This is a genomic window from Pigmentiphaga sp. MLSB6-MA01 (genome assembly GCF_058793475.1).
Map to the genome: position 1 here is coordinate 365,244 of NZ_JBXAFV010000003.1, position 15,223 is coordinate 380,466.

Below are 15,223 nucleotides of genomic sequence, written 5' to 3' on the forward strand. Positions count from 1 at the left end.
TTACGCGACGCCGGCGGGCAGCGGCGATGCGTCGGCATGCTCGATCATGGCGGCAAGCAGCAGATCGGTCAGCTCGGCGCGCCGGCTGGCCGCCGCCGGATCGGCCCAGAGATTGCGCTGTTCCAGCGGATCCTTTTCCAGGTCGTAGAGTTCGCACAACGCCCGGTCATCCGACTGCGTGATGCGCCACTGTTGCGTCAGCAACGTGCGCAGCCGGAAACGCCGCGGACGCCCGAACTGGAACATGACGGGCTCGTTCTCGATCAGCACGCCCGGCCTCGGCAGCGCAGCGCCGCACGCCAGGGCATCGCGCAGGCTCAGGCCCTGCATGCCGTTGTAGGCGGCGATGCCCGCCCGGTCGAGCACGGTCCCGGCGATGTCCAGTGTCCCGGCCGGCCCCTCGAACCTCGCTCCGCGCCTGGCATCCGGCAGCGCGGGGTCGCTCCAGATGAAGGGCACCCTGACCACGCCCTGGTAATGCATGGGTCCCTTCAGCATGACGCCATGGTCCCCCATCATGTCGCCGTGGTCGCTGGTGAAGATGACGAGGGTGTTCTCGCGCAGCCCCAGGCGGTCCAGCGCCGCCATCACGCGGCCGACCTGCTCGTCGATCAGGCTGATCATGCCGTAGGTCAGGGCCGTGATCTCGCGGCACTCTCGTTCCGAGACGGGGAAGGCCGTGTAGCCCTCGCGCGTGCCGCCGCCGCGGCCGTAGTCGTGCACGCCCCGCACCAGCGGCGAGCTGCCGGGCGCGTGGAACGACGCCGGCAGCGGCACATCCGCCGGATCGTACATATCCCAGAACCGGCCCGGCGGCGTAAAGGGATGATGCGGGTCGGGAAAGGAGCACATCAGGAAGAACGGCGCCGCCGGCCCGGCTTTCGCGGCCAGGGAGGCCAGCCAGTCGCAAGCCCGTTCGCCGATGTAGGACGACGGATAGAGCGACTCCGGCATGCTCGTGCGCCAGGCCTGCGGCGCCCCGTACCCCTGGGCCGGCAGCGCCTGGTCCCGCCCGCGCAGGCTGTCGGGATCCGGATGGCGTTCGGCCAGCCAGTGGGCGTAGTCGCCCTGCACCTGGTCGCCGTGCAGCGTGCATAGCTCGACGTGATCGAAGCCGTAGTAGGGCGTATCCACGCGCCGCCGGCGCCCGGCCTTCCAGTCCGGCGTCCATTCGTTGCCATAGCCTTCCCCCATGCGCGGCCGCTTGGTCGCGTCGCGCAGGCCCTCGGCGGGCGGCCGGCGCCCTTCGGCGGGCAGCCAGGCGCGCTTGTCGGGATGGTCGTAGCCGAAGCATTGCAGGTGCGACTTGCCGATCAAGGCGGTGGCGTAGCCCGCGTCCCGCAGCAGTTCCACGAAGGTGGTCTGGTCCAGCGACAGATTGATGCCGTTGTGGACGACCCCATGCACCGAGGGCAGGCGCCCCGTCATCAGCGTCGCGCGATTGGACATGCAGGTCGTGCTGGCGGCGTAGAAACGCTCGGCGCGCACGCCCGCCGACGCCAGCGCATCGATGTGGGGCGTACGCAGCGCGGGATTGCCGTAGCAGCCCAGGTGGTCGGCCCGGTGCTGGTCGGTGATGAAGATCAGGATGTTGGGCGCGGACATGGCTCAATCCGCCTGGATCTTGAAGCGCTTGACGATCTCGCCGTATCGCTCGTAGTCGTCGCGCGTGGCCTTGGCCAGCACCTCGCGCGGTCCGCCCACGACCAGTTCACCGCGCTGCTTGAAGTGCTCCGCGGCATCCGGTTCGCGCAGGGCCGCGTTGATCCAGGCATTCAGCCGGTCGGCCAGCGGGGGGGCCAACCCTGCCGGACCATAGACGCCGAACCAGATATTCACGAACACGCCCGGGAAGCCCTGCTCCGCCATCGTGGGCAGGTCGGGGATCAAGGGGCTGCGGCGCTCGTCCACGACCGCGAGCGGCACCAGCCGCCCCGCCTCGATGTAGGGCCTGGCGCCGCCGTAGCCCAGATAGATGAGCTTGACCTGCCCGCCCAGCGCGTCGTTCAGCGCCGGCCCCACCCCGCGGTAGGGAGAATGCAGCAGCGACAGCCCGGCGGCGCGATTGAACAGTTCACCGGCGATGTGCATGGGCGAACCGTTGCCGGAGGTTGCATAGGCCAGGGGCGGCCCGCTCCGGGCAAGCTCGGCCAGTTCGCGGGCATTCCTCACGCCCAGGCTTGGATGCGCCAGCAGCAGCATGGGCGTGGAGGAAATCATCGCGATGGGCGTGAAGTCCCGCTGCACGTCGAAGGTATAGCCCAGGTTCCGGGGCAGGACGTGAGGGGCCATGGCGAAGGTGTTGGCGGTGACCAGCAGGGTGTAGCCGTCGGGGTCGGCGCGCGCCACCATGCCGGTACCTATGCTGCTGCCCCCGCCGGGACGGTTGCTGACCACCACCGGCTGTCCCCAGGCCTTGCCCAGCTTCTCGCTCAGCAGCCGGGCGATGGGGTCGACCCCGCCCCCTGGCGGGAAGGGCACGACCAGCGTCACCGGCCTGGCGGGAAACCCCTGGGCCACCGCTGACCGGGGCAGCAGCCCGCCGCCCGCGAGCCAACCGGCCGCCAGCCCGGCCGCCATGCGCAATCCCGCGCGCCGGCCGGGCCCGATGCCGTCCTTGCACTTGCCATCCATGACTCGTCTCCCCAAAGGCGTTCGATGCACGCGCAGTCTAGGGTGGTCGATATTTATCGTGTAGTAGATAATCGCTTGAATCACTTTCAATTTTTATTTGCAAATAAATGGACCACCTGCGGCTCATCGTCACGTTCGCGCGGGCGGCCGAAGCGGGCAGCTTCAGCAAGGCGGCCCGGACGCTGGGTGTGACGCCGCAGGCCGTCAGCGCCCAGATCCGGCAGCTCGAACAGCAGGTGGGCGTGCGCCTGTTCTACCGCACCACCCGCAGCATCAACCTGACCGAGGAAGGCCGGGCTTTCCATGAGCGCTGCCGCGCCGGCATGGAAACCATCCAGGGCGGACTCGACGTCCTGCGCGACCGCACCGAACAGATGGTGGGCACGGTCAGGCTGGCGCTGCCCTATGCCATCAGTTTTGAGCTCGTCGCGCCGCTGATGGGGCGTTTCATGGACCACCACCCCCAGGTCAGGGTCGATATGCTGACCCTGAATCAATTGCCGGACGTCGTGGAGCACGGCGTGGACGTGGGCATCATCGGCGGCGAGCTTCCCAGTAGCTCGCTGGTCGCCCGCAAGGCCGGGGCCTTCAACCATGTGCTGTGCGCCTCGCCGGCCTACCTGGACGAATGGGGCATGCCGGGCCACGTGGACGAATTGCGGGACCACCGCTGCGTGCTGCTGCGCCACCCCCGCACGGGCAGGCTCTGGCCCTGGACCTTCCAGTCAGGCGGCGACATCGTCACGCTCAACCCCGAGGGCGCGCTGTCCGTGCAGGACGCCGAAAGCCAGCACCGCGCGGTGCTTCACGGCGCGGGCATCGGCCAGATCGCCAGCTACTACGCGGCGCCGCACATCCGCGCGGGCAGGCTGCGCCCCGTCTCCATCGGCTACGTCTCGCGCCAGGTCGACGTCCATCTCTACCTGCCCCAGCGCGACCACATCCCCCTGCGCTGCCGCGCGCTGGCCGACTATCTGCTGGCCGAACTCAAGCGCAATCCGGACCTGGTCCCCGCGACATTCTGATGCCGGATTCGCCCGCACCGCGCCTTCGCCTGTCATGCCGACGACGCGGGAACCCGCTACAATGCCCCCCACCTGAGGAGCGTTGCGACGACCGGCATTCTTGCCAGGCCGCCAGGCTCAGGTAACGGATCGGACCCGGCCCGCCAAGGCTCCGCCGGTCCACGGCAACGGCGCTCGCCCCACATCCTGCCCCTTGCAGGCCATGCGGCGAGCCCTCCCGGCTCACGCCGCGGCGTCAAAGGGCAAGCACTTTGGAGTCCTCATGAACGCTGTACCCAACGCCCAGACCCCCGACCACCGCATCGCCGACATCGCCCTGGCCAACTGGGGCCGCCGCGAGATCAGCATCGCCGAAACCGAAATGCCCGGCCTGATGGCGATCCGCGAGGAATTCACCGCCACCCAGCCGCTCAAGGGCGCCCGCATCGCCGGCAGCCTGCACATGACCATCCAGACCGCCGTGCTGATCGAGACGCTCAAGGCGCTCGGCGCCGACGTGCGCTGGGCCTCGTGCAACATCTTCTCGACCCAGGACCACGCCGCCGCGGCCATCGCCGCCTCGGGCACGCCGGTGTTCGCGATCAAGGGCGAATCGCTGGCCGACTACTGGGAATACACCCACCAGATCTTCGAATGGCCGGCCGGCGCCCACGCCAACATGATCCTGGACGACGGCGGCGATGCCACGCTGCTGCTGCACCTGGGCACCCGCGCCGAACAGGACGCCACCGTGCTGGCCAAGCCCGGCAGCGAAGAGGAAGTCGCGCTGTTCGACTCGATCCGCAAGACCCTCGCGCGCGATCCGAAGTGGTACTCCACCCGCCTTGCCCAGATCAAGGGCGTGACCGAGGAAACCACGACCGGCGTGCACCGCCTCTACCAGATGTCCAAGAAGGGCGAGCTGGCCTTCGCCGCGATCAACGTCAACGACTCGGTCACCAAGTCCAAGTTCGACAACCTGTACGGCTGCCGTGAATCCCTGGTGGACGGCATCAAGCGCGCCACCGACGTCATGGTCGCGGGCAAGGTCGCGGTCGTGTGCGGCTACGGCGACGTGGGCAAGGGCTGCGCCCAGGCGCTGGCCGCGCTGCGCGCCCAGGTGTGGGTGACGGAAGTCGATCCCATCTGCGCGCTGCAGGCCGCGATGGAAGGCTACAAGGTCGTGACCATGGACTACGCGGCCGACAAGGCCGACATCTTCGTCACCGCCACCGGCAACTACCACGTCATCACGCACGAGCACCTGGTCGCGATGAAGGACGAGGCCATCGTCTGCAACATCGGCCACTTCGACAACGAGATCGACGTCGCCTCGCTCAAGCAGTACAAGTGGGAAGAGATCAAGCCGCAGGTCGACCACATCGTCCTGCCCTCGGGCAAGCGCATCATCCTGCTGGCGCAGGGCCGCCTGGTGAACCTGGGCTGCGCCACCGGCCACCCGTCGTTCGTGATGTCGTCCTCGTTCGCCAACCAGACCATCGCGCAGATCGAGCTCTGGAGCCGCAACGAGAACTACGCCAAGGGCGAGGTCTACGTACTGCCCAAGCATCTGGACGAGAAGGTCGCGCGCCTGCACCTGAAGAAGCTGGGCGTCCAGCTGACCCAGTTGCGCGCCGACCAGGCCGCCTACATCAACGTGCCGGTCGAGGGCCCCTACAAGCCCGGGCACTACCGCTACTGATCGTCCCCTTCCGGGGCCATCGCGCCCCGGACGCCCACCCCTTTTCCCTCTGGCAAGGAGTTCGCGATGACCCTCTTACTCGTCTGGTTGCTCAACGCCGTGGCACTGCTGGTCGTGGCCTATCTGCTGCCCGGCATCACCGTGGCGAGCTTCGGCTCGGCGCTGATCGCGGCACTGGTGCTCGGCCTGCTGAATTCGCTGGTCAAGCCGGTCCTGGTGCTGCTGACGCTGCCGATCACCGTCGTCACGCTGGGCCTGTTCCTGATCGTGTTGAACGCGCTGCTGTTCTGGTTCGCGGGCTCGATCCTGAAGGGCTTCCAGGTCAACGGCTTCTGGTGGGCGGTCATCGGCGCGCTGCTCTACAGTCTGATCTCGGGCCTGTTGTCGGCCATTGTGCCGAACTGACCCATTTTCTACAGGTTGCTCCCAAGTGAGTTCATCCGTTTCTCCCGGCGCGGCGCCGGCCGAGGCCGCGCCGGTCTTCAGTCTGGAGTTTTTCCCGCCGCGCGATAGCGCGGCGCAGGAAAAGCTGGTCCGCGCGGCCGAGCAGTTGCACGGCCTGCATCCCCATTTCGCCAGCGTGACGTTCGGCGCGGGCGGCTCGACCCGCGACGGCACAATGCTGGCGGTATCGATGTTGCAGAAGCTGGACTACGAAGTCGCACCGCATCTGTCGTGCATAGGTTCGACGGCCGAGAGTCTGCGCGACGTGCTTTATACGTACCGGCAGGCCGGGATCCGGCGGCTGGTGGCCTTGCGCGGCGATATGCCGTCGGGCATGGGCGACATGGGCGAGTTGCGCCATGCGCGGGACCTGGTCGATTTCATCCGCCGGGAAACCGGCGACTGGTTCCACATCGAGGTGGCGGCGTATCCGGAGATGCACCCGCAGGCCCAAGGGCCGGAGGCGGATCTGGATCGGTTCGTGGAGAAGATGCAGGCGGGCGCGGACAGCGCGATCACGCAGTATTTTTTCAATGCGGATGCGTATTTCGATTTCGTGGATCGGGCGACGGCGAAGGGGGTGTTGGCGCCGATCGTGCCGGGGATCATGCCGATCACGAATTTCACGCAGTTGGCGCGGTTTTCGGATATGTGCGGGGCGGAGATTCCTCGGTGGATACGGTTGCGGCTGGCGTCGTATGGGGATGATCGGGCTTCGATCCGGGCGTTCGGGCACGATGTGGTGACGGAGTTGTGCCAGACGTTGCTGGATGGGGGCGCGCCGGGGTTGCATTTCTATACGATGAACCAGGCGGATGCCACGCAGGCTGTTTGGAAAGAGCTGGAGCGTTGATGAGCGTTCGGGTTCTTTAGACGGTTGTTTCCGCCCTTGGGGCGCGGGGTGCCGTGAGGCGCAACGCAGCCGGTCCCGGCTTTGCCGGGGCTTCCCGGAGTTGGCGCGGTTGGCGGGGCGGAAACAACCTGCGGCGTCTTATGGTGTGCTGCCCTGGTCCGTGGTGTGGGGGCCGGGCATGCAACCTTCTTCGGTGATGATCGCGTCGAGCCGCATGTCGTGCGGCTCGGGTACGTGCACGTCGGGGGCCAGGCGGCCGCAGGCGTAGGCGATGCCCAGGGCCAGGGTCGCGTGGCCGCCCTGGCGCAGGGCGGCCAGGGTGCGGTCGTAGTAGCCGCCGCCGTAGCCGATGCGGTCGCCGTCCATGGTGTAGCCCAGGGTCGGGACGAGGACGATGTCGGGGACGCGGGCGGGGGTGGATTGGGGTTCGGGGATGCCGTAGGCGCCGGGGGCCATGGGAGTGTCGGGCGTCCAGGCGCGGAACTCCAGGGGGGCGGCCTTGGTCAAGATGACGGGCAGGGTCAGTTCCAGCCGGTCGTCGCGGGCCCAGGCCTGCAAGGCGGGGCGCAGGTCGGGTTCGTCGCCGATGGGCCAGAATGCCGACAGCACCACGCGCCTGCCCCCCCACGGGGCCGCGGCCAGGCAGTCGTGTATCCTGCCTTGCAGGAGGCCGGCGATGCGGGCGTCGGCCGCGGCTCGCGCCGTGGCGCTCATGGCCGCGCGCAAGGCGCGCAGGCGTGGGCGCAGGGCGGCGGCGGTGGCCTCCCTGGGTTTACCCGATGCTATTCTTGCTGCCATGGCCTATTCAGCTCTCCTCAACAGAATCCGCATTACAGCACTTGCCGCCGTCCTGGCAAGCGCCGCCGTGGGCACCACCGCCTGCGCGCAGGTCTCGGCGCCCGGGTCCGATGACGCCCTGCTGGCGGCGCGGACCGCGGTGCAGACCGGCAACTGGGACATCGTCCGTTCGCTGATCCCGCGGACGGAAGGCCATGTGCTGGCGGCCTATCCTCAATACTGGCTGCTGCGGCAGCAGTTGAACGATCCGCGCAAGCCGCTGCCCGAGTCCGAGCTGAACGAATTCGTGAACGCCCATCGCGGCACCTACCTGGCCGAGCGGTTGCGCGGCGAGTGGCTGCTGGCCGCCGCCAGGCAGGCCGACTACGCCACGGTGCGGACGCTGGCCGATACCACGGTGAACACGCCGCAGGTGGACTGCGCGGTGCTGTTGGCCATGCACGCGCGCGGCGAGCGGATCACCGCCCAGCAGGCCATGTCCAAGTTCGAGCCGGGCGACAGTTGCTGGTCGCTGTACGACCGTCTGCAGGCCGACGGCGTCATGCAGTGGGACGACTTCTCCGCGCAGATGCGCAACCTGCTGGAGACCAACACCGTCGCCCATGCCAAGCGCATGGCCCGCTATGTGTTCGACCCGGCCCAGCAGAAGACACTGAACGGCGTGCTGGACCAGCCCATGATCTGGCTGGTGCGGCAGAACACGCTGCCGCGCGACCGCGCCGGCCGCGAGCTGGTGGTGACCGCGCTGGGCCGCCTGGCGCGCAACGACCTGCAGGTCGGCTACGACTATTTCGAACGCAGCTGGGCGCGGCAGTTGCCCGCCGACGATGCCAGCTGGGTGCGCAACCAGTTCGCGCTGCAAGCCTCGTTCAAGCTCGATCCGGTCGCCGTCGCCTGGTATCGCGCCGGCGAAGGCGGCAGGCTGACCGAATACAACCAGGCCTGGCGCGCCCGCATGGTGCTGCGCCAGCAGCCCGTGGATTGGCGCACGCTGAACCGCTACATCGAACAGATGCCGCCCGCCATGCGCGAGGACCCCACCTGGGTCTATTGGCATGCGCGCGGCCTGGTCGCGCAAGGCGCCGTGCAGGACGGCCAGGCGGGTTACCGCAGCATCGCCGGCCAGTTCAATTTCTACGGCCAGCTGGCCGCCGAGGAATTGGGCATCGCCACCACCATCCCCACGTCCACGGCGCCGATCACGCCGGACGAACTGGCCAAGGCGCAGTACAACCCGGGCCTGCAGCGCGCGGTCGCGCTGTTCCGGCTGGGCTGGCGCACGGAAGGCGTGCGCGAATGGAACTACGCGCTGCGCGGCATGAACGACCGGCAACTGCTGGCCGCCGCCCAGCTCGCCCACCGCGAGAACCTGTACGACCGCGCGGTCAACACCGCCGAGCGCACGCGCGACCAGCACGATTTCAACCTGCGTTTCCTCACGCCTTTCCGCGATCAGCTGGTGGACAAGTCGCGCGAGATCGGCGTGGACGCGACCTGGGTGTATGGCCTGATCCGCCAGGAATCGCGCTTCGTCATGGATGCGCGCTCCAGCGTCGGCGCCTCCGGCCTGATGCAGCTGATGCCGGCCACCGCCAAGTGGGTGGCGCGCCGCATCGGCATGAGCGACTACGCGCAGCACCGCGTCAACGACATGGATACCAACCTGACCCTGGGCACCAGCTATCTGCGCATCGTGCTGGACGACCTGGGCGGTTCGCCGCTGCTGGCCTCGGCCGGCTACAACGCCGGGCCCCGGCGGCCCCACACGTGGCGCGCGACCCTGCCGGGCCCGGTGGAAGGCGCGATCTTCGCCGAGACCATTCCCTTCACCGAGACCCGCGACTACGTCAAGAAAGTGCTGTCCAACGCCACGTACTATGCGGCCTTGTTCACCGGACAGCCGCAGTCCCTGAAGGCCAGGCTGGGAACGGTCGTCCCGCAGACGGTGGAGACCACCGCCATACCCTGAGGAAGCACACGCCATGACCATGATCTATCCACGCATACTCGTGCTGGGCGGTTCGGGCTTCATCGGCAGCCACCTGGTGGCCCGTCTGGCTGGCCAGGGCCGCAAGCTGCTGGTCCCGACCCGCCGCTACATGAGCGCCCGCCACCTGCTGCCGCTGCCCACGGTGGACATCGCCCTGGCCGACCTGTCCGACGACGCCACGCTGGCGCGCCTGGTCCAGGGGCATGACGCGGTCATCAACCTGGTCGGCACGTTGCACGGCGAACGCGGCACGCCCTACGGCAAGACTTTCCGCGCACTGCATGTCGAACTGCCGGAACGCCTGGCCCGGGCCTGCGTGGCCCAGGGCGTGACCCGGATGCTGCACATGAGCGCCCTGGGCGCGGACTCCCAGGGCGCCAGCATGTACCAGCGCTCCAAGGGCGACGGCGAGACCGCCGTGCGGCGCGTGTTCGATGCCTGGCCCGAGGGCGCGCTGACCATCTTCCGGCCCTCGGTGGTGTTCGGCCCGAACGACCGCTTCCTGAATACCTTCGCGGCACTGGCCCGCTGCTTTCCGGTCCTGCCGGTGGCGGGCGGGTCGGCGCGCCTGCAGCCCATCTACGTGGGCGACCTGACCGACGCCATGGTCAACGCGCTGGGCGACCACCGGACCTACGGCAAGACCTATCCGGTGGCCGGGCCGCAGGCCTATGCGCTCAAGGAACTGATCGAGAAGGCGGCCGCCTGGAGCGGCCATCCCCGCCGCGTGCTGCCGCTGCCCATGGGCCTGGGCAAGCTCCAGGCGGCCGCCATGGAGATGCTGCCCGGCGCGCCGCTGGTCTCGCGGGACAACCTCGATACCCTGACGCGGGACGCGGTCCTGGACGGACCGCTGGCACCGGAGCTGGACATCCACCCCAGCTCGCTGGAAGCGCTGGCGCCCGACTACCTGGGGCAACGCGAACACACGCGCTTCGACATGTTCCGCATGCGCCATGGCCGGCGCTGACCTCGCCCGGCCGGTGCCGGATCCGGCCACCGCCGGACTGGCGGTCTTCGTCGTGGGCGGCGCGGTGCGCGACCAGTTGCTGGGGCTGCCCGCGGGCGACCGCGACTGGGTAGTGGTGGGCGCCACGCCGGAACAGATGTCGGCCCGGGGTTTCGTGCCCGTGGGCGGCGACTTTCCCGTCTTCCTGCATCCCGTCACCCGCGAGGAATACGCGCTGGCCCGCACCGAGCGCAAGTCGGGGCGCGGCTACAAGGGCTTCACCTTCCACACCGGCGCCGACGTCACGCTGGAAGACGACCTGGGCCGTCGCGACCTGACCATCAACGCCATCGCGCAGGCGCCCGACGGCCGTCTGGTCGACCCCTATGGCGGCCGCGACGACCTGCGCGCCCGGCGGTTTCGCCACGTCGGCCCGGCCTTTGCCGAAGACCCCGTGCGCATCCTGCGGCTGGCGCGTTTCGCCGCCCGTTTCCATGACTTCGCGGTGGTGCCCGAGACCCTGGAGCTGTGCCGCCGCATGGCCGCCGACGGCGAGGTCGACGCCCTGGTGCCAGAACGCGTCTGGCGCGAACTGTCGCGCGGATTGATGCAGGAACGGCCCTCCCGCATGGTGCAAGTGCTGGCCGATACCGCGGCGCTGCCCCGCGTCGCCCCCGGCCTGGCGGTGGACGGCAACCTGTTGGCCATCCTGGACGAGGCGGCTGGCGCGGGCCTGCCGCTGGCCTCGCGCTATGCGCTGCTGTGCTCGGACAGCGCCGATCCGGCCGGACTGGGCAAGCGGCTGCGCGCGTCGAACGACTGCAACGACATGGCTCGCCTGCTGCAAGTGGCCCTGGCCGACCTGCCCGGCGCGGGACAGGATCCGGAGCGCGTGCTGGCCTTGCTGGAACGCACGGACGCCCTGCGCAAGCCGGAACGCTTCGAACAACTGCTGGAAGCCGCGCGGCGGCGGCAGTCCGTGGACGCGGTCCGATGGATGGCGTGGCGCGACACGGTCAAGGCGGTCGACGCCGGCGCCATCGCCGCCCGGCATGCCGGCCAGCCCGGCGGCATCCGCGAGGCCGTGCGGGCCGCCCGCCTGGCCGCCCTCGCCCCCGCCATGGACACCGGCGGCGCCTGAGCGTCCGGCCCGCCGGCTCCCGCAGGAGACGCCATGCCCACCCTGTCCCGCACCCTCGCGCTGCTTGCGGCCTGCCTGGCCGCGACGGCCGCGCACGGCCAGGAAACCGTCTCGCTGGCGCGCGCCGACGGACAGTCCGTACCCGCCGTCGCCTATGCCCCCGCCGGCCCGCGCTGCCAGGGCATCGCGGTGGTGTCGCCCGGCGCGGGGGGCTCCGAGAAGGGATACGGCTACCTGGCCCGGGCCATGTCGGACCAGGGCTATCTGGCCATCGTGGCCGGGCACGTCGAAAGCGGTCCGCGGGCCCTGCACTCGCGCATCCGCGAGGAAGGCCTGCGCGAGGGCCTGGCCGAACTCGTGGCCGACCCCCAGGCCTACCGGGCGCGGCTGATGGACGTGGCCGCGGCGCGGGCCTGGGCGGCGAGCCGCTGTCCCGGCGGCGATGCCATCCTGCTCGGCCACTCCATGGGCGCCGCCACCGCCCTCATCGAGGCCGGCGCGCGCAACCGGCTGGCGGTGCACGGCCGCGACGCCTTCGACGCCTATGTCGTGCTGTCGCCCCAGGGCCCGGGCAGCGTCTTTCCAGAACAGGCCTGGCGCGGCATCGCCAAGCCGGTGCTGTCGATTACCGGAACCCGCGACGGCGGACAGGACCGGACCGACTGGCGCGCACGCACCCTGGCATTTGCCGACATGCGCCCCGGCTGCAAATGGCTGGCGGTCATCGACGGCGCGACTCACCTGAACTTCGCCGGCCTGGGCCTGGGCCAGGCGCGCGTCGAAGAAGCCACCGTATCGGTGCTGCGGTCTTTCCTGCTGGCCCGCGGCCAGGACGGCTGCACGCCTCCCGACCCGCCCGGGCGGGTCGAGATCCGGGCCAAGTAGCGCCGGCCCGCTTTAAGCGGCCTTTAAGACAGTATTGATAGCGTGGAAGCCATTTCCACGCGGATGCCCGTCATGTCCCTCGCCATGCCCCGCCCCGACGACCCGGCCGCAGACGCCGGCCCGGCCCCCCGCGACATTCGCGGCCAATTGCGCCTGGGCGCCACGTGGCGGCTGCTCAGGCCCTACTGGGTGTCCGACGACCGCGGGGCGGCACTCGGCCTGCTGGCCCTGGTCGTGGGCCTGAACCTGGCCCTGGTGGCCGCCAACGTCTGGCTGACCAACTGGAACCGGGTTTTCTACAACGCCCTGGAAGCGCGCGATTTCGCGGCGTTCAAGCTGCAACTGGCGCATTTCTGCGCGATCGCGGCGGCATTCATCGTCATCGCCATCATGAAGCAGTTCTACACCATGATGCTGGAGATGCGCTGGCGCACATGGCTGACCGACCACTGGCTGCACCGCTGGACCGCGGGGCAGGCGTACTACCGGGTGGAGCAGTCGCATGGCGCCGACAACCCCGACCAGCGCCTGGCCGAGGACCTGCGCACACTGGCCAGCACCAGCCTGACGCTGTCGCTGGGCCTGCTCAATTCGGTGGTGACGCTGCTGTCCTTCGTCACGCTGCTGTGGACCATCTCGGGACCGCTGGTTTTCGCGCTCGGCGGCAAGACCATTTCCATCCCCGGCTACATGGTGTGGTTCGCCGTCCTGTACGCCGTGGCGGGATCCTGGCTGACCCACAGGATAGGCAAGCCGCTGATCGGCCTGAGCTTCCGCCAGGAACAGACCGAGGCCGATTTCCGCTACGCGCTGATGCGGCTGCGCGAAAACGCCGAAGGCATCGCGCTGTACGGTGGAGAACCCGCCGAGCGCGCGGGGCTGCGCGGGTCGTTCGACCACATCCGCGAGAACTGGCGCTGGCTGATGGTCTATACGCGCCGGCTGGTGTTCGTGAACTCGGGCTATGGCCAGGTCGCGATCGTCTTTCCGCTGATCGTGGCCGCCCCGCATTATTTCTCCGGCGCCATCACGCTGGGCGTGCTGATGCAGATCGCCTCGGCCTTCGGCCAGGTGCAGGGCGCGCTGTCGTGGTTCGTGGACGGCTATGCATCGCTGGTGGGCTGGCAGGCCGCCGCCAACCGCCTGCTGGACTTCTCGTCCGCGCTGGGCGCGGCCGAAGCCGAGCACGGTGCGCGCGACGGCCTGCACGGCATCGCGCTGGTCGAACACGACCATCGCGCCGGACACGGCGCCATCGCCGCAGCCGGACTGGTGCTGGCCCTGCCCGGCAGCGGCGAGCGGCGGACGCTGACCGACCCCTTCTCGATGACCGTGCAACCGGGCGAACGGGTATTGGTGACAGGTCCGTCGGGGGCGGGCAAGAGCGTCCTGTTCCGCGCCATGGCCGGCATCTGGCCCTACGGCCGCGGCACCATCGAGCGCCCCGCCGACGCACGCACCCTGTTCCTGCCGCAGCGCAGCTACGTGCCCACCGGCACGCTGGCCGCCGCGCTGGACTACCCCTCGCAGCCCGGCACCCACGACGACGCCACCCTCGCCGCCCTGCTGCGCGACTGCCGGCTGGAGCGGCTGGCCGGCCTGCTGCAACGGCGCGACAACTGGGGAATGCGGCTGTCGCCGGGTGAACAGCAACGCCTGGCCGTCGCCCGCGCCATCCTGCAGCAGCCCGACTTCCTGTTCCTGGACGAAGCGACCTCGGCGCTGGACGAGGAAACCGAGGCCGCCATGTATGCCTTGCTGGTCGAACGCCTGCCGCGCGCGGCCATCGTCAGCATCGCCCACCGCAGCACGGTCGCCCGCTGGCATGGCCGCCACCTGCGCTACCGTCCCGTCCACGCGGCGGGGGACGAGCCTCGCTACCTGCCGGCCGACGAAGCGCTGCCGCGCCCGGCCTAGGCCCGCTCACGCCGCATCCGCGCCCGCGTCCCTGGCCTGGGCCGCCACCCGCTCGAACGCCGCCCTGAGCACGCCCAGCGCCGGCTTGTCGACATCCGCCCGGCGGCACACGAAGGCGATCTGCCGCCGTGGCCCGCCGCGCCCCAGCGCCAGTTCGCGGAAGCGGTAGGCCTTGCGCAGCGGATCGTAGGGCTGCGGAATGATGGAGACCCCCAGTCCCGCCGAGACCATCGCGATGATGGCGTGGCTGGACAGGAGATCGATGCGGCTTTTCATGCGCGGATGCAGGCGGCGCACGTACTGGGCGGCGATGCGGCCGCCGGTGGACGTCTTGTCGAAGCGTATCCAGTCGTGGCCGCGCAGCAATTGCTCGACCGTGTCGCCCCGCGCGTCGGGCGGGGCCACCAGCACCATGGCCTCGTGCATCAGCGTCTGCCAGTGGAGCCGGCTCGATCCGCCCGATTGCGGCCGCACCAGCACCGCGGCGTCGATCGCGCCGTCCCGCAGCTCGCCCAGCAGCCGCTCCGAGCGGCCGCGGGCCAAGTGCACGTCCAGTTCGGGATAGTCCGATTGCAGCACCTTCATCGCCATGGGCAGCAGCGTGGCCTGGATGGAATCGATCGTGCCCAGCGCGACCTTGCCGGAGACGCGCGTCTGGCGGCGCGCGCGCAGCGCATCCAGCGATTCCAGCGTGCCCTGGACCAGCGCCGCGAGCTCGTGGGCGAACGGCGTGGGACGGGCCTGGCGCGCCGCCCGGTCGAACAGGGCTTGCCCGAAATGCTGCTCCAGGTACTTGATGTGCTGGCTGACCGCGCCCGGCGTCAGATTCACTTCCTCCGCGGCCGCCGCGAAGGTGCCTCGGCGCAGGACGGCGCACAGGGTCTGCAGGAATTCCAGTTTCATTAG

13 protein-coding genes and 1 riboswitch are annotated in these 15,223 nt (G+C 69.6%); of the genes, 9 read left to right on the forward strand and 4 right to left on the reverse strand.

From position 1 onward, the window contains the following. A complete protein-coding gene (locus AC1Q6E_RS07310; protein WP_492572476.1) occupies window positions 1-1,605 on the reverse strand; it encodes a sulfatase-like hydrolase/transferase in 1,605 nt (534 codons plus the stop codon). Between the two features lie 3 nt (window positions 1,606-1,608). Beyond that, a complete protein-coding gene (locus AC1Q6E_RS07315; protein ID WP_296557468.1) occupies window positions 1,609-2,634 on the reverse strand; it encodes a tripartite tricarboxylate transporter substrate binding protein in 1,026 nt (341 codons plus the stop codon). Window positions 2,635-2,741: 107 nt separating this feature from the next. Between AC1Q6E_RS07315 and AC1Q6E_RS07320 the strand changes: the two genes are divergently transcribed. The 4 genes from AC1Q6E_RS07320 (at window position 2,742) to metF (ending at window position 6,637) form a co-directional block, all read left to right on the forward strand. Next, the gene (locus AC1Q6E_RS07320; protein WP_152793711.1) at window positions 2,742-3,659 is read left to right on the forward strand and encodes a LysR family transcriptional regulator; all 918 of its coding nucleotides are present in this window, start codon (window positions 2,742-2,744) and stop codon (window positions 3,657-3,659) included. 68 nt (window positions 3,660-3,727) lie between these two features. After that, window positions 3,728-3,842, forward strand: a riboswitch (S-adenosyl-L-homocysteine riboswitch). Window positions 3,843-3,921: 79 nt separating this feature from the next. Continuing rightward, a complete protein-coding gene (gene ahcY / locus AC1Q6E_RS07325) occupies window positions 3,922-5,340 on the forward strand; it encodes an adenosylhomocysteinase (protein WP_152793712.1) in 1,419 nt (472 codons plus the stop codon). Between the two features lie 66 nt (window positions 5,341-5,406). Beyond that, window positions 5,407-5,745 (forward strand): phage holin family protein, encoded by a 339-nt coding sequence (locus AC1Q6E_RS07330; RefSeq protein ID WP_087838715.1) that lies wholly within the window; start codon window positions 5,407-5,409, stop codon window positions 5,743-5,745. Between the two features lie 25 nt (window positions 5,746-5,770). Beyond that, window positions 5,771-6,637 (forward strand): methylenetetrahydrofolate reductase [NAD(P)H], encoded by an 867-nt coding sequence (gene metF, locus AC1Q6E_RS07335; RefSeq protein ID WP_296557473.1) that lies wholly within the window; start codon window positions 5,771-5,773, stop codon window positions 6,635-6,637. Between the two features lie 138 nt (window positions 6,638-6,775). Here the strand turns inward: metF and AC1Q6E_RS07340 are convergent, their stop codons facing one another. Then, window positions 6,776-7,435 carry a 5-formyltetrahydrofolate cyclo-ligase gene (locus AC1Q6E_RS07340; protein ID WP_492572477.1) on the reverse strand — a complete coding sequence of 220 codons (660 nt, stop codon included), beginning with the start codon at window positions 7,433-7,435 and terminating at the stop codon, window positions 6,776-6,778. 67 nt (window positions 7,436-7,502) lie between these two features. Between AC1Q6E_RS07340 and AC1Q6E_RS07345 the strand changes: the two genes are divergently transcribed. The 5 genes from AC1Q6E_RS07345 (at window position 7,503) to AC1Q6E_RS07365 (ending at window position 14,317) form a co-directional block, all read left to right on the forward strand. Next, window positions 7,503-9,404 carry a lytic transglycosylase domain-containing protein gene (locus AC1Q6E_RS07345; RefSeq protein WP_492572478.1) on the forward strand — a complete coding sequence of 634 codons (1,902 nt, stop codon included), beginning with the start codon at window positions 7,503-7,505 and terminating at the stop codon, window positions 9,402-9,404. A 13-nt stretch (window positions 9,405-9,417) separates the two neighbouring features. Beyond that, window positions 9,418-10,395, forward strand: a complete 978-nt coding sequence (locus tag AC1Q6E_RS07350; RefSeq protein ID WP_296557480.1) for a complex I NDUFA9 subunit family protein — start codon at window positions 9,418-9,420, stop codon at window positions 10,393-10,395. Then, window positions 10,382-11,515: a tRNA nucleotidyltransferase/poly(A) polymerase-related protein gene (locus AC1Q6E_RS07355; RefSeq protein ID WP_152797995.1), complete on the forward strand. Its 1,134-nt coding sequence runs from the start codon at window positions 10,382-10,384 to the stop codon at window positions 11,513-11,515. The genes AC1Q6E_RS07350 and AC1Q6E_RS07355 overlap by 14 nt, the downstream gene beginning before the upstream one ends. Window positions 11,516-11,548: 33 nt before the next feature. Further along, window positions 11,549-12,400: an alpha/beta hydrolase family protein gene (locus tag AC1Q6E_RS07360; protein ID WP_492572479.1), complete on the forward strand. Its 852-nt coding sequence runs from the start codon at window positions 11,549-11,551 to the stop codon at window positions 12,398-12,400. A 72-nt stretch (window positions 12,401-12,472) separates the two neighbouring features. Continuing rightward, on the forward strand, window positions 12,473-14,317 hold the full coding sequence (locus AC1Q6E_RS07365) for an ABC transporter ATP-binding protein/permease (protein ID WP_492572480.1): 1,845 nt from the start codon (window positions 12,473-12,475) through the stop codon (window positions 14,315-14,317). Between the two features lie 6 nt (window positions 14,318-14,323). On the opposite strand, the gene AC1Q6E_RS07370 is transcribed toward AC1Q6E_RS07365, so the two are convergent. Beyond that, window positions 14,324-15,220 carry a LysR family transcriptional regulator gene (locus AC1Q6E_RS07370; RefSeq protein WP_152797992.1) on the reverse strand — a complete coding sequence of 299 codons (897 nt, stop codon included), beginning with the start codon at window positions 15,218-15,220 and terminating at the stop codon, window positions 14,324-14,326. Between the last annotated feature and the right edge of the window lie 3 nt (window positions 15,221-15,223).

Coding starts and splice junctions, on each gene's coding strand:
- AC1Q6E_RS07315 (WP_296557468.1), bottom strand. CDS start 2,634: ATGGATGGCAAGTGCAAGGACGGCATCGGGCCCGGCCGGCGCGCGGGA.
- ahcY (WP_152793712.1), top strand. CDS start 3,922: ATGAACGCTGTACCCAACGCCCAGACCCCCGACCACCGCATCGCCGAC.
- AC1Q6E_RS07365 (WP_492572480.1), top strand. CDS start 12,473: ATGTCCCTCGCCATGCCCCGCCCCGACGACCCGGCCGCAGACGCCGGC.
- AC1Q6E_RS07340 (WP_492572477.1), bottom strand. CDS start 7,435: ATGGCAGCAAGAATAGCATCGGGTAAACCCAGGGAGGCCACCGCCGCC.
- AC1Q6E_RS07310 (WP_492572476.1), bottom strand. CDS start 1,605: ATGTCCGCGCCCAACATCCTGATCTTCATCACCGACCAGCACCGGGCC.
- AC1Q6E_RS07320 (WP_152793711.1), top strand. CDS start 2,742: ATGGACCACCTGCGGCTCATCGTCACGTTCGCGCGGGCGGCCGAAGCG.
- AC1Q6E_RS07370 (WP_152797992.1), bottom strand. CDS start 15,220: ATGAAACTGGAATTCCTGCAGACCCTGTGCGCCGTCCTGCGCCGAGGC.
- AC1Q6E_RS07355 (WP_152797995.1), top strand. CDS start 10,382: ATGGCCGGCGCTGACCTCGCCCGGCCGGTGCCGGATCCGGCCACCGCC.
- AC1Q6E_RS07330 (WP_087838715.1), top strand. CDS start 5,407: ATGACCCTCTTACTCGTCTGGTTGCTCAACGCCGTGGCACTGCTGGTC.
- AC1Q6E_RS07360 (WP_492572479.1), top strand. CDS start 11,549: ATGCCCACCCTGTCCCGCACCCTCGCGCTGCTTGCGGCCTGCCTGGCC.
- AC1Q6E_RS07350 (WP_296557480.1), top strand. CDS start 9,418: ATGACCATGATCTATCCACGCATACTCGTGCTGGGCGGTTCGGGCTTC.